This window comes from Streptococcus penaeicida (assembly GCF_002887775.1).
Lineage (GTDB): Bacteria > Bacillota > Bacilli > Lactobacillales > Streptococcaceae > Streptococcus > Streptococcus penaeicida.
In genome coordinates, this window is sequence record NZ_LOCM01000007.1 from 1 (window position 1) to 13,005 (window position 13,005).

Here is a 13,005-nt window from a genome sequence, read left to right on the forward strand (position 1 = left end):
ATTAACACCAAATAAACGTGCTTATTTAGAAAAACTCAGTCGTCAAGGCATAATCTCCGCCCTAGCATTTGATCAACGTGGTGCCCTAAAACGAATGATGGCAAGCCATCAAACAGAAGAGCCAACTGTTGAACAAATGGAAACTTTAAAAGTAATGGTATCTGAGGAACTGACACCATACGCTTCCTCAATTCTATTAGATCCAGAATATGGAATCCCAGCAATTAAAGTAAAAGACGAAGAAGCAGGACTTTTACTAGCCTATGAAAAAACAGGTTATGATGCTACAACGACTAGCCGCTTACCAGACTGTTTAGTTGAGTGGTCAGTAAAACGGATCAAAGAAGCTGGTGCAGATGCAGTCAAATTCCTACTCTACTATGATGTAGATGGTGATGCTCAAGTTAATCTCCAAAAACAAGCTTATATTGAACGCATTGGTTCAGAATGTCGTGCTGAAGATATTCCATTTTTCTTAGAAATTCTAACCTATGATGAAAATATCACAGACAATTCAAGTATTGCATTTGCCAAAGTTAAAGCTCATAAAGTTAACCAAGCAATGAGAGTATTCTCAGCTGACCGTTTCGGAATTGATGTTTTAAAAGTAGAAGTTCCGGTAAATATGACATATGTAGAAGGATTTGCGGAAGGAGAAGTTCTTCTAAGTAAAGAAGAATCAGCCCAAGCCTTTAAAGAACAAGAAGCTTCCAGTCACTTGCCTTATATTTATTTAAGTGCTGGTGTTTCAGCGAAACTTTTCCAAGAGACACTTGTTTTTGCGGCAGAGTCTGGAGCCAAATTTAATGGTGTACTCTGTGGTCGTGCCACATGGTCTGGTTCAGTACCCGTTTATATTAAAAAAGGTGAAGAAGCAGCTCGTCAATGGCTACGGACGGAAGGATTGAAAAATATTGAAGAACTCAACCGAGTTCTAAAACAAACAGCGACACCTTGGACAGATAAATGATAAAAAGCAGCTATGCTTGCATAGCTACTCGAAGTGAATAGAGTTGATTTGAAATTTGAAAAATTTCCAATTTTTGTAGACTTCAGCATATTCTAAAATTCGCCCAGAGAGATTATCTTTCGTTAACTTTAGTTGCCGTACATAAGGTTGATTTAAGTTTAATTCCAAAAATTGGGCTATTTCCTCATTATATTCAGCTGTTAAATCTGTTTTTTGGGAAAAGGGTTGTTCAGCCATTTGGATATTGAAATCTTCAAAAAACCGTCTATATACTGAAGTGTAGGCAGATAAATCTACTTCTGGATTTAAAATAAAGTCATGTGCAATATATGATTTTTGAAATAAATACGGTTTTTTATCAATCCATCTTTGACGGGACAAAATAAAATAAAATTCTGTTTTATGGAGGCCAAGTAGATTTAAGTAATAAGGATCATTACCTTTCTCTAAATTTAAAATACGAATTTCTTCTTTATGCTTAGAAGTATTGTTTGAATAAGAAAATTCAACTATTTTATCTTTACTGGTTTTTTTAATAAAAGTACCTAAACCACGTTTACGAATAATATAACCATCTTTCTCAAGTTCTTTCAAAGCATGCTTGACAGTAATGGAACTTACTTGATATTTATTCATAAGTTCAGCCTCTGTAAAAAATAAATCTCCTTTTTTATAATGCTTTGAAAGAATTAGATGGTAGAGGTCTTCTTTTATTCTTTGATATTTTGGCTTTCTAACTTGCATTTACTTATCCCTTTTCTATAAACTGCTTTTATTTAAATTATATCGAAATTAACTATAAAATTCATTGATATTTATTAATATAAGGGATTTTAATTTTTCTACAAATTGTAAGCGATTACTTAATCGTAAAATATTAATTTAGGAGTATATTATGGCAATTATTGCAACACGTATTGATGGACGCCTCATTCATGGGCAAGTCGCAAATTTATGGACAACAAAATTGAATATATCTAGAATTATGGTTATTGATAATGAAATTGTAACCAATGATTTAGAAAAAACCGCTTTGAAATTAGCTACCCCAGCAGGTGTGAAATTATCAATCTTAACAGTTGAAAAAGCAGCAAGTAATATTTTAGCAGGACGTTACGATTCACAAAGATTATTAATCGTTGCTAAGAAACCTGATCGCTTTCTTGAATTAATCAGAAATGGCGTAGCCGTTGAAAAATTAAATGTAGGTAATATGTCTCAATCTCCTGAAACAAAATCGGTTACACGTTCGATAAATGTAACTGAGGAGGATATTAAAGATTTTGATGCTATAGCTCAAAACGGGACAAAATTAATTGCACAAATGGTTCCAGGGGATTCACCTGCAACATTTATGCCATTGCTTGATAAAGTAAGATAAGAATCACATAACAATTAGGAGGAAATTCAAATGATTCAATGGTGGCAAATACTATTACTTACCTTTATTCAGCCTATCAAATTTTAGATGAGTTAACAATTGTTTCTTCAGCAGGGTCTCCAGTCTTTGCGGGATTTATGGCTGGCTTAATCATGGGTGATTTAAAAACCGGTCTATGGATTGGAGGTAGTCTTCAATTGATGGTTCTTGGTGTTGGGACTTTTGGAGGGGCTTCAAGGATTGATGCAACGTCTGGAGCAGTTATTGCAACAGCATTTTCAGTCTCTCAAGGCATTAAACCGGAAATAGCAATATCAACGATTGCTGTACCAGTAGCAGCCTTAATGGTTTACACTGATATTTTAGGTCGGTTCTCAACAACATATTTTGCGCACAGAATTGATACACATGTGGAAAATCATAACTATAAGGCAATTGAAAGAAATTACCTATTAGGAGCTCTACCTTGGGCTTTGTCTAGAGCTTTACCTGTATTTTTAGCTGTTACATTAGGTGGTGGCTTTGTTCAAACATTAGTAGAAGGTATTCAACATTATCAATTTTTAGCTGACGGATTAACACTAGCTGGAAAAATGTTGCCAGGTTTAGGTTTTGCTATTCTTTTACACTATTTACCAGTAAAAAGAAATATCCATTACTTAGGATTGGGATTTGTATTAACTGCTATGTTGACAATAATTTATACTAATTTACAAAATGTAAGTATTGCTGTTACTGGACTTTCAAAAGATTTTGATGGAACTCCTTTCAAGAGTTTACCAATGATTGGTATTGCAATTATCGGCGGATTCTTAGCAACTTTACATTATAAAAATAGTCAAAAAACACCAATTATTGAGCAAAAAGTAGAAATTTCTGAAAGTGGGGAAATTGAAGATGACGAAATCTAATTATCAATTAACGAAAGAAGATTTTAAACAAATCAATAAAAGAAGTCTATTTACCTTTCAATGGGGTTGGAACTATGAACGTATGCAAGGTTCTGGATATCTATATATGATTTTGCCACAGTTACGGAAAATCTATGGAGACAACACTCCAGAATTAAAGAAAATGATGAAGGTACATACGCAGTTCTTTAATACCTCTAACTTCTTTCATACGATAATTACTGGTATTGATTTGGCTTTAGAAGAGAGCGAAGGCACAAATTCAAAAGATGCTGTAAACGGTGTAAAAACTGGTTTAATGGGACCTTTCGCTCCAATTGGAGATTCTGTCTTTGTATCACTGATACCTGCGATTATGGGTTCTATTGCCGCGGGATTAGCAAAAGATGGTGTCTGGTCAGGAATCATCGGTATTTTAATGTGGATCAGTGTTCAAATGCTTATTGATATTTTCCGTTGGAAACAACTTGAAATAGCTTATAAAGAAGGTACAAAATTAGTTACCACTATGCGTGACAAATTATCTTCTTTAGTAGACGCAGCATCAGTTATGGGAGTTTTCATGGTAGGTGCGTTAATTGCAACTATGATAAATTTCCAATTTACTGCTGCACCAAAAATTGGTGCTAAAGAAATTAATATTCAAGACCTCTTAAACACAATCTTCCCTCGCTTAGTTCCAGCTATTTTTACAGCTGCTGTTTTCTGGTTGCTAGGTCGAAAAGGAATGACACCGACTAAAGCAATTTTCATTATTATCATTTTTGCAATTCTGATGTCTTACTTCAAAATCCTAGGAGTTTAAGATGAATAAATCCCTAATATTAATAAGTCATGGAAAATTTTGTCATGAATTAAAAGCATCAACTGAAATGATTATGGGTTCTCAGGATTCGATTTATACAGTAGGGCTTGAACCAACAGAAGATGCTGAATCTTTTAAAAACAAACTGCTTAAAGTCATAAATAGTATTAATGCTGAATATGTGATTTTAGCTGACTTAATGGGTGGTACACCATGTAACGTTGCTTCACGTTTACTCATGGAAGGTTACCAATTTGAACTTTATGCTGGAATGAATATGCCTATGGCAATTGGATTTCTAAATGGATTATTGCTCAATGAAGAAACTGACATAAAAGGTTTTGCTATAGAAAATATCCATCGAGTAAACGACTTACTTGAAGCAAACTCTGACGATGATGAGGATGAAATGTAATGTCTGAATTTATTATCTCAAAAAAGAATAATTAGAGAGTTTCGAAATGAAGCTCTCTTTTTTGTGGAAAAAAGCCAAGCAAGTATATTTACAAATGTAAACAAATCGTTTATAATATATTTACAAACGTAAACAAAGATTGATATGAACACCTATCACTCTATTTCAACAAGCCTCTAAAATGAAGCTAGAAAGGATCAAGAATGCAAACCATTTCCAATGCTGAATGGCAAGTCATGCGAGTTGTCTGGGCTAATGGTCAAATTAAGAGTTCTGAAATTATAGCACTTTTACAAAAGCAACAGCAATGGTCAGCATCGACCATTAAAACACTTATAGGAAGACTGATTGATAAATCTTTTTTAACTAGCCAAAAAAGTGGCCGCGCTTTTATTTATAGTGCTCTTGTCGATCAAAAAGCTTACCAAAAAATGATGGTAAAGTCTGATTTGGCGAAAATTTGTCAAAAAGATCACGCCAAATTAGTGTTAGACTTGTTAGCAAAAATTCCAATGACAGCTTCAGACCATCAAGCATTCCAAGATTTATTAAATGAGAGAGCGGGTACACTATTAGAAGTCGTTCCTTGTAACTGTGCCCCTGGTCAATGTCAGTGTCATCCAAAGGAGGGGGGAGCATGAAAGAAGAAGTTTATTTGATTGATGGCATGACTTGTGCCACATGCGCTTTAACGGTTGAAAAGGCTGTTCAAAAGTTACCTGCAACTGAAGCCGCAAATGTTAACCTAACCACAGAAAAGTTAAGGGTTACCTACCAAGAAAATGCCTTGACTAGCGACGACATTACTAAAGCTGTTAGTGAAGCAGGTTACCAAGCTCATTTGTACAACCCAGACTCTGAGCAAGACCTACTTCTTAGACAAGATGAAAAAAGTAAGAAACTTTGGCAACAATTCTTATGGTCCAGTCTATTCACAATTCCCTTACTCTATATAGCAATGGGATCCATGTTAGGCCTTCCCTTACCAGCTATCATCAGTCCCATGCAGGCACCCAAAAATTTCGCCCTTATCCAACTGTTCCTTAGCTTGCCAGTTTTGTATCTGAACCGTTCCTATTACCAGAGTGGCTTCAAATCCTTCTTTAAAGGACATCCCAATATGGATAGCTTGGTAGCCCTAGCGACCACCTTTGCTTTCCTCTACAGCCTTTTTGCCACCAAGCAAATTCTGTCTGGCATGGCCCACTATCAACACAGCCTTTACTTTGAGTCTGCCGTTGTCATTTTGACCTTGATTACGCTCGGTAATTTTTTTGAAAATAAATCAAAGAGTAGAACGTCTCAAGCCATTCAGAAGCTGCTGGCTTTGAAACCAAATGAGGTCAGGGTTATCAGGGGTGATCAGCAAGAATTAATTGAACTCAGTCAAGTTAAACTCGGAGACCAAGTTATGGTCAAACCCGGTGAGAAAATTCCAATTGATGGCCAAGTTTTAAGTGGTCAATCTTATGTGGATGAGTCTATGCTAACGGGAGAAAGTGTTCCCAATGAGAAGAAAGTAGGAGAGTCTGTTTACACAGGGACCATTAATGGGCAGGGGAATCTAATCCTCGAAGTGACCAAGCGTCAGGAAGAGACTTTCTTAGCCCAAATCATTCAATTAGTCGAAAATGCTCAGGCCAGTAAAGCCCCTATTGCTAAGATTGCTGACCAAGTTTCGGGGATTTTCGTGCCGATTGTCATTGTTTTGGCTCTAATAACCTGGCTTTTCTGGCTACTTGTTATGAAGGAAGGGATGACCTTCTCCTTGAGCACAGCCATTGCTGTTTTGGTGATTGCCTGTCCATGTGCGCTTGGACTGGCAACACCGACAGCGATTATGGTGGGTTCTGGTCGCGCAGCCGAGCTGGGAATTCTCTTTAAGAGTGGACAAGACTTGGAACAGTTACAAGCAGTTAAAACTATTGTATTTGATAAAACTGGCACCATTACCCAAGGCCAACCACAAGTCAGCCAAATGATCAATCTAGATCCAAAAGAGAAAGATTTATTGGCTGAAGTAGCGTCTCTTGAAGCTATGTCTGAGCATCCTCTCAGTCAGGCTATTGTGGAAAAAGCTAAGGCAGAAGAGCTGGTTCTTACCTCAGTCCAAGACTTTAAAACCATTACAGGTCAGGGATTAGAAGGAAAAATTAAGAATCAAGAATTATTAGTAGGTAATAAAGCCTTAATGGAAGGCCATCAAATCCCTTTAAGCCAGGAGATATTAGAAAAAGTTGCTGCTTTACCTGAACAGGCCACCATTGTCTATCTGGCTAAAAATAATGAGCTCAAAGCTTTGTTATTGATTGAAGATCAGGTTAAGCCTGACAGCCGAAAAACCATTCAAGAACTGCATAAAGCAGGTATTAAAACAGTCCTATTAACAGGAGATAACCAAAGAACAGCTCAAGCCATAGCCGATCAAGTAGGAATTGACCAAGTCTATGCTGAGGTCATGCCAGACCAGAAAGCCCAAATGATTGAAAGCTTAAAAGGGCAAGGAGGTTTAGTAGCCATGGTTGGTGATGGCATCAATGATGCCCCAGCGCTGGCAAGTGCTGATTTAGGAATCGCTATAGGGTCAGGAACCGATATTGCCATTGAATCAGCAAACATCCTCTTAATGCATCCGCAACTCTTGGATTTGGTAACAGCAATGTCACTCAGTCGCAAAACCATCCACATTATCAAAGAGAATTTATTCTGGGCATTTTTCTATAATGTGCTCATGATTCCAGTTGCTATGGGGATTCTTCACTTATTTGGAGGGCCACTGCTTAATCCTATGTTGGCTGGAATAGCATGAGTCTCAGTTCGATATCAGTCGTTCTAAATGCTCTGCGATTAAAAAAAGTAAAACTATAAAGGAGAAAATCATGGAAAAAGTTTATCAAGTTGAAGGCATGAAATGTGATGGATGTGTCAAAACAGTCACAGAAAAGTTGAGTGCAGTCCGTGGTGTGGAGAAGGTAACAGTTGATTTAGAAAGTAAGGAAGCCCATATTACAGGCAATCCCTTCACGCTCTCATTAAAACGAGCTCTCAAAGGAACCAAGTTCAGCATCACAAAAAAATAAGAAAAAATCCCTGCCCCTCAATTCGAGGGGTGGGGATTTTATTGTGCTACAGAAATTTCGGTGTATTTACGATAGTTTTCTAAAACTTTTGAATCGATAGTCGTATCAGTAATAACCTGATTAATTTGTTCTAATTGGTAGAATACAGAAAAATCATAACTGTCGAATTTTTGACTATCTACTAAAACAAATTTTTCAAAAGCATTATCAAGCGCTAATTTTTGAATAACACCTTCAGCTTCATTATATGTTGCTATATCATTACCATTAATTGCATTACAGCTGATAAATGCTTTAGAGAATTTAAGGCTTGAGATGGTTTGGTTTGTAATACTACTAACAAAGGCACCAGTGATTTCTCGATATTCTCCACCAATGAGAATTAAATCAATGCTTGTTGAATTTTTTAAAATAGAAAAGACAGGTAAACTATTCGTAATAACGCGAACCTGACGGTTGATCAATTTCTCTGCAAAGAACTCTAGCGTAGTACCTGGTCCGATAAAAATGGTTTCTCCATCGTTTACCAAAGAGGAAGCTGCTTCAGCAATTTCCTTTTTTTCTTTTGTTTGTACAGATAATTTTTCAGTATTAGACTTTTCAACTTTAGAAGGGAATGAAATGCTTTGTGCACCACCATGAATGCGAACTAATTTTCCTAACTTTTCAAGTTCATCTAAATCACGACGTGCCGTCATATCAGAAACTTGTAAATCTCTAATGATTTCATTTACAGTAATAATGCCGCTTGCATTAACTTTTTCTAAAATTTTCAGGAGTCTTTCTCTTTTTAACATAGTATTCTCCTTATTAAAACAGTAAAACTTCTTTTTTATCATAGCATAAAGAAACCAAAAATACAATAAATAACAATAACAAACAAAAAATAACAAAAATATTTAAAAAAGCGTTGATTTTTGTTTGATGGTATACTATAATACATTTTGTAAACGATTTCTAAACAAGATTCAACAAAAACAGACAGGTTTGTCTATGAATAAAAGGAAGGGTGGTAATAGATGTACACAGATATCGTCTTTACAGATGTGGATTCACAACTTGAACTATTTGATATGGTTGCAGATCATCTTCTGAATCACAAGTTTGTTACTTCTGATTATAAAGATGCGCTATTTGCTCGTGAGGAAGAATTTCCTACTGGACTAAAGATTGACTATAAAGATGGTAGTGATATTCTGTATGCGGCAATTCCACATACAGAAACACAATATTGTTTGAAAGATAGAGTTATTTATGTCAAGAACACGAAACCTTTAAATTTCAAGCATATGATTGATCCAAGTGAAGATTGTTTTGTCCGTCATTTCTTTTTTATCGTTAATTCGCGAATGATGGTCAGACAGAGATACTATCAAATTTAATCACTTTCTTTATTGAAAAAGGTAACATTGATAAGTTGGATCAATTTGGCAATGATTTTGAAAACATAAAAAATTTCTTAATAGAAAAAGGAGTACTTGCAAATGATTAAAATTTTGGCTGCATGTGGTGCGGGTGTAAATTCAAGTCACCAAATTAAAGACGCAATCGAAACACAAATGACAGAACGAGGCTACTCAGTTCATTGTGATGCTGTTATGGTGAAAGATATTACTGAAGAAATGGTTGCAAAATATGATATTTTCACACCAATTGCTAAGACTGATTTGGGATTTACTTTACCAATCCCAACTGTTGAAGCAGGACCAATCTTATACCGTATTCCAGTAATGAGTGAACCAGTATTTGTCGAATTGGAACGTGTGATTAAAGAACACGGTTTGAGCTAATAAGGGGATATGACATGCAATCATTTTTAGATATTATTAACCATACTCTCACGCCACTTATCAACATGGGCTCAGGAGTTGTGATGCTGATTGTCATGACAGGACTTGCGATGGCATTCGGTGTTAAATTTAGCAAGGCACTCGAAGGTGGTATTAAACTAGCAATTGCTTTGACTGGGATTGGAGCTATTATTGGAATATTAACAGGCGCATTTTCAGAATCACTTCAGGCTTTTGTTAAAAATACTGGTATTAGTTTAAATATCATTGATGTTGGTTGGGCTCCTCTTGCAACGATTACTTGGGGATCACCTTACACATTGTATTTCCTTTTAATTATGTTAATTGTTAATATTGTCATGATTATCTTAAATAAAACAAATACATTGGATGTTGATATTTTTGATATTTGGCATCTTTCCATAACTGGTCTTTTGATTATGTGGTATGCAGGAAAAAATCATTTACCAATTGTTTTATCAGTACTAATTGCAACAATCGCCGTTGTACTAGTTGGTGTTTTGAAAATAATCAATTCTGATTTGATGAAGCCAACTTTCGATGATCTCCTTGGTGCTGGATCAAATTCACCAATGACCTCTACTCATATGAATTATATGATGAACCCAATCATCATGGTTCTTGATAAAATTTTTGATAGGGTTTTTCCTGGCTTAGATAAGTATGACTTTGATGCCGCAAAATTAAATAAAAAAATTGGTTTCTGGGGATCAAAATTCTTTATTGGTATGATTCTTGGATTTGTCATTGGTATTATGGGTGATCCACACTTTACCATTTCATCAATCAAACATTGGTTTGAACTAGGCTTTACGGCAGGTGCCTGCTTAGAACTCTTCTCATTAATTGGTTCTTGGTTTATCGCTGCAGTAGAACCACTTTCTCAAGGTATTACGAATTTTGCCAACTCAAAAATGGGTGGTCGCCGATTTAATATTGGTTTGGACTGGCCATTTATCGCCGGTCGTGCTGAAATTTGGGCTTGTGCTAATATTCTTGCTCCAATTATGTTAGTTGAAGCGCTCTTATTATCAAAAGTAGGGAATGGTATTCTTCCACTTGCTGGAATCATTGCAATGGGTATGACACCAGCATTATTAGTAGTGACTAGAGGAAGACTGATTCGAATGATTACTTTTGGATCTCTATTACTTCCATTATTCTTACTTTCTGGAACGATGATTGCACCTTTCGCAACTGAATTGGCTAAAAAAGTAGGAGCCTTTCCAGCTGGAGCCCCAGCCGGTTCTTTGATTACCCATTCAACATTGGAAGGACCAATGGAAAAGATTTTTGGATATGTTATCGGACAAGCAACAACGGGTCAAATTTCAGCGGTTATTAGTTTAATTATTTTCGTAGTAGTATATCTAGGTTTATTTGCTTGGTATGCTAAAGAAATGAAAAAACGGAACGAGATTTATTTAGCAAAACAAAACTAATTTTAACAAATTATAACACCGACACATTTTGTTGGTGTTATAATTTACCAGAAAATAAACAAAAATAATCATAAATAAACACAAAATTATTGACAAAGATAATTTTATGTTTTATTATGTACTTAAACAAACACAAACAAACAAAAAGGAGCTTGTTATGACAATTATTTTAGGAGCAGATGCACATGGAAATGCATTGAAAGAAGTTATTAAAGAATATTTAATTGAGGAAGGATATCAAATTAATGATGTTACTGACCTAAATAAAGATTTTGTAGACAATACACTTGCCGTTGCTAATGAAGTAATGGGATCAGATGAAAATTTAGGTATTATGATTGATGCCTATGGCGCAGGTCCATTTATGGTTGCAACAAAAATCAAAGGAATGGTAGCAGCTGAAGTTTCTGATGAAAGATCTGCATATATGACAAGGGGACATAACAATGCACGAATTATTACTATAGGTTCTGAAATAGTAGGTCAACTATTAGCTAAAAACATTGCAAAAGGCTTTGTAACAGGAAAATATGATGGTGGTCGTCATCAGATTCGTGTTGATATGTTAAATAAAATGGCTTGAGAAGGAGAAATAAAATGAAAATTGCAATTGGTTGTGACCATATCGTTACTAGTGAAAAAATCGCAGTCTCAGATTTTTTGAAATCTAAAGGTTATGAAGTCTTAGATTTTGGAACATATGATAACACAAGAACCCATTATCCTATTTATGGTAAAAAAGTTGGTGAAGCAGTTGTTAGTGGACAAGCTGACTTAGGTGTTTGCATCTGTGGTACTGGGGTGGGTATTAATAATGCTGTAAACAAAGTTGCAGGTGTCCGCTCAGCATTAGTTCGCGATATGACTTCAGCACTTTATGCCAAAGAAGAATTGAATGCTAATGTTATTGGTTTTGGTGGTAAGATTACTGGTGAACTTTTAATGTGTGATATCATTGAAGCATTTATTAATGCTGAATATAAAGAAACTGAAGAAAACAAAAAATTAATTGCAAAAATTGCCGATTTAGACCATCCAAACACCAATCAAGAAGATCCAGAGTTCTTTACTGAGTTTTTAGAAAAATGGGATCGTGGTGAATATCACGACTAGGAGGATGTATGATTTTAACAGTAACCCTTAATCCATCGATTGATATTTCTTATCCTTTAGATGAGTCTTTTAAATTAGACACAGTTAATCGTGTATCAAAGACAAGTAAAACTGCCGGTGGAAAAGGATTAAACGTGACTCGTGTTTTATCTGAGGTTGGTGAAGACGTTGTAGCCACTGGCTTAATTGGCGGTCGACAAGGTGAATATCTAATTGACCAACTTGAGCAAAAGGCTATAAAGAATCAATTTTATCACATAAAAGGTGAAACTCGAAATTGTATTGCCATTTTACATGAAGGATTACAAACTGAAATTTTGGAAAGTGGACCTTTTGTCGACAAAGATGAAGCAGATGGTTTCATGTATCATATGCAAATTATTTGTCGTCAATATGATGTATTAACGATTTCTGGCTCCCTTCCAGAAGGATTGGATAATAATTATTACCAAAAAATTATTTCATTAGCAAATAGCTTTCAAAAGAAAGTTGTTTTAGATTGTTCAGGAGCTCCACTTTTAGCAGTTTTAGATTCAGCTGAGAAACCTACAGTCATTAAACCAAATATTGAAGAGTTAGAGTTGCTACTAAATAAAAATGTGGACACTACAGATTTAGCTTTAAAGAAGGTTTTGAGAGAAGAGATTTTTGATGGCGTAGAGTGGGTAATCGTATCTTTAGGAGCTAAGGGATCATTTGCGAAACATTATGACAAGTTCTATCGTGTTTCGATTCCAAAAATTACTGTAAAAAATCCAGTTGGTTCCGGGGATTCAACAGTTGCTGGGATTGCTTGGGGGCTTTCTGAAAAAGACGATGACATCACCTTATTAAAAAAAGCAAATAGCTTAGGCATACTTAACGCACAAGAAGCTTTGACAGGTCATGTCAACATGGATCACTATTTTGATATTTTCAATGAAATTATTGTAGAAGAGGTATAATATGAAATTAACACCAAATAAACGTGCTTATTTAGAAAAACTCAGTCGTCAAGGCATAATCTCCGCCCTAGCATTTGATCAACGTGGTGCCCTAAAACGAATGATGGCAAGCCATCAAACAGAAGAGCCAACT

The 13,005-nt window shown here is 35.5% G+C and carries 13 protein-coding genes and 4 pseudogenes; 15 read left to right on the forward strand and 2 right to left on the reverse strand.

Going from position 1 to position 13,005, the window contains the following annotated elements; genetic code table 11:
• Positions 1–970, forward strand: a 970-nt coding sequence (gene lacD / locus AT575_RS01565) for a tagatose-bisphosphate aldolase (RefSeq protein WP_102776857.1), incomplete at its 5' end; no start/stop codon positions are given.
• 24 nt (positions 971–994) lie between these two features.
• Here the strand turns inward: lacD and AT575_RS01570 are convergent.
• On the reverse strand, positions 995–1,714 hold the full coding sequence (locus AT575_RS01570) for a GntR family transcriptional regulator (protein WP_102776858.1): 720 nt from the start codon (positions 1,712–1,714) through the stop codon (positions 995–997).
• A 151-nt stretch (positions 1,715–1,865) separates the two neighbouring features.
• Between AT575_RS01570 and AT575_RS01575 the strand changes: the two genes are divergently transcribed.
• The 7 genes and pseudogenes from AT575_RS01575 (at position 1,866) to AT575_RS01605 (ending at position 7,562) form a co-directional block, all read left to right on the forward strand.
• Complete coding sequence (locus AT575_RS01575) at positions 1,866–2,351, forward strand: PTS sugar transporter subunit IIB (protein ID WP_102776859.1); 486 nt, start codon at positions 1,866–1,868, stop codon at positions 2,349–2,351.
• Between the two features lie 30 nt (positions 2,352–2,381).
• Positions 2,382–3,262: pseudogene (locus AT575_RS01580) on the forward strand (PTS mannose/fructose/sorbose/N-acetylgalactosamine transporter subunit IIC).
• Entirely contained in the window at positions 3,249–4,067 is an 819-nt protein-coding gene (locus tag AT575_RS01585) for a PTS system mannose/fructose/sorbose family transporter subunit IID (protein WP_102776860.1), read from the forward strand. The pseudogene AT575_RS01580 and the gene AT575_RS01585 overlap by 14 nt, the downstream one beginning before the upstream one ends.
• Position 4,068: 1 nt before the next feature.
• On the forward strand, positions 4,069–4,482 hold the full coding sequence (locus AT575_RS01590; protein WP_102776861.1) for a PTS sugar transporter subunit IIA: 414 nt from the start codon (positions 4,069–4,071) through the stop codon (positions 4,480–4,482).
• A gap of 203 nt (positions 4,483–4,685) precedes the next feature.
• On the forward strand, positions 4,686–5,123 hold the full coding sequence (locus tag AT575_RS01595) for a CopY/TcrY family copper transport repressor (RefSeq protein WP_102776862.1): 438 nt from the start codon (positions 4,686–4,688) through the stop codon (positions 5,121–5,123).
• Positions 5,120–7,350, forward strand: a pseudogene (locus AT575_RS01600) (heavy metal translocating P-type ATPase). The gene AT575_RS01595 and the pseudogene AT575_RS01600 overlap by 4 nt, the downstream one beginning before the upstream one ends.
• 11 nt (positions 7,351–7,361) lie before the next feature.
• Complete coding sequence (locus tag AT575_RS01605) at positions 7,362–7,562, forward strand: heavy-metal-associated domain-containing protein (RefSeq protein WP_102776863.1); 201 nt, start codon at positions 7,362–7,364, stop codon at positions 7,560–7,562.
• Between the two features lie 38 nt (positions 7,563–7,600).
• Here the strand turns inward: AT575_RS01605 and AT575_RS01610 are convergent, their stop codons facing one another.
• Positions 7,601–8,359 carry a DeoR/GlpR family DNA-binding transcription regulator gene (locus tag AT575_RS01610; protein WP_102776864.1) on the reverse strand — a complete coding sequence of 253 codons (759 nt, stop codon included), beginning with the start codon at positions 8,357–8,359 and terminating at the stop codon, positions 7,601–7,603.
• A gap of 222 nt (positions 8,360–8,581) precedes the next feature.
• Between AT575_RS01610 and AT575_RS01615 the strand changes: the two are divergent.
• The 7 genes and pseudogenes from AT575_RS01615 to AT575_RS10740 form a co-directional block, all read left to right on the forward strand.
• Positions 8,582–9,054 (forward strand): annotated as a pseudogene (locus AT575_RS01615) (PTS sugar transporter subunit IIA).
• Entirely contained in the window at positions 9,047–9,352 is a 306-nt protein-coding gene (locus tag AT575_RS01620; RefSeq protein WP_102776865.1) for a PTS sugar transporter subunit IIB, read from the forward strand. The pseudogene AT575_RS01615 and the gene AT575_RS01620 overlap by 8 nt, the downstream one beginning before the upstream one ends.
• Before the next feature lie 14 nt (positions 9,353–9,366).
• Positions 9,367–10,815, forward strand: a complete 1,449-nt coding sequence (locus tag AT575_RS01625; protein WP_102776866.1) for a PTS galactitol transporter subunit IIC — start codon at positions 9,367–9,369, stop codon at positions 10,813–10,815.
• Between the two features lie 157 nt (positions 10,816–10,972).
• Positions 10,973–11,398: a galactose-6-phosphate isomerase subunit LacA gene (lacA, locus tag AT575_RS01630; protein WP_102776867.1), complete on the forward strand. Its 426-nt coding sequence runs from the start codon at positions 10,973–10,975 to the stop codon at positions 11,396–11,398.
• 14 nt (positions 11,399–11,412) lie between these two features.
• A complete protein-coding gene (lacB, locus tag AT575_RS01635; protein WP_102776868.1) occupies positions 11,413–11,928 on the forward strand; it encodes a galactose-6-phosphate isomerase subunit LacB in 516 nt (171 codons plus the stop codon).
• 8 nt (positions 11,929–11,936) lie between these two features.
• Positions 11,937–12,872 (forward strand): tagatose-6-phosphate kinase, encoded by a 936-nt coding sequence (locus AT575_RS01640; RefSeq protein ID WP_102776869.1) that lies wholly within the window; start codon positions 11,937–11,939, stop codon positions 12,870–12,872.
• Position 12,873: 1 nt separating this feature from the next.
• Positions 12,874–13,005: pseudogene (locus AT575_RS10740) on the forward strand (tagatose-bisphosphate aldolase); the annotation flags it as partial.

Bases quoted from the DNA above. Each gene is read 5' to 3' on its own strand.
- AT575_RS01570 (WP_102776858.1), bottom strand. From the start codon at position 1,714: ATGCAAGTTAGAAAGCCAAAATATCAAAGAATAAAAGAAGACCTCTAC.
- AT575_RS01575 (WP_102776859.1), top strand. From the start codon at position 1,866: ATGGCAATTATTGCAACACGTATTGATGGACGCCTCATTCATGGGCAA.
- AT575_RS01585 (WP_102776860.1), top strand. From the start codon at position 3,249: ATGACGAAATCTAATTATCAATTAACGAAAGAAGATTTTAAACAAATC.
- AT575_RS01590 (WP_102776861.1), top strand. From the start codon at position 4,069: ATGAATAAATCCCTAATATTAATAAGTCATGGAAAATTTTGTCATGAA.
- AT575_RS01595 (WP_102776862.1), top strand. From the start codon at position 4,686: ATGCAAACCATTTCCAATGCTGAATGGCAAGTCATGCGAGTTGTCTGG.
- AT575_RS01605 (WP_102776863.1), top strand. From the start codon at position 7,362: ATGGAAAAAGTTTATCAAGTTGAAGGCATGAAATGTGATGGATGTGTC.
- AT575_RS01610 (WP_102776864.1), bottom strand. From the start codon at position 8,359: ATGTTAAAAAGAGAAAGACTCCTGAAAATTTTAGAAAAAGTTAATGCA.
- AT575_RS01620 (WP_102776865.1), top strand. From the start codon at position 9,047: ATGATTAAAATTTTGGCTGCATGTGGTGCGGGTGTAAATTCAAGTCAC.
- AT575_RS01625 (WP_102776866.1), top strand. From the start codon at position 9,367: ATGCAATCATTTTTAGATATTATTAACCATACTCTCACGCCACTTATC.
- lacA (WP_102776867.1), top strand. From the start codon at position 10,973: ATGACAATTATTTTAGGAGCAGATGCACATGGAAATGCATTGAAAGAA.
- lacB (WP_102776868.1), top strand. From the start codon at position 11,413: ATGAAAATTGCAATTGGTTGTGACCATATCGTTACTAGTGAAAAAATC.
- AT575_RS01640 (WP_102776869.1), top strand. From the start codon at position 11,937: ATGATTTTAACAGTAACCCTTAATCCATCGATTGATATTTCTTATCCT.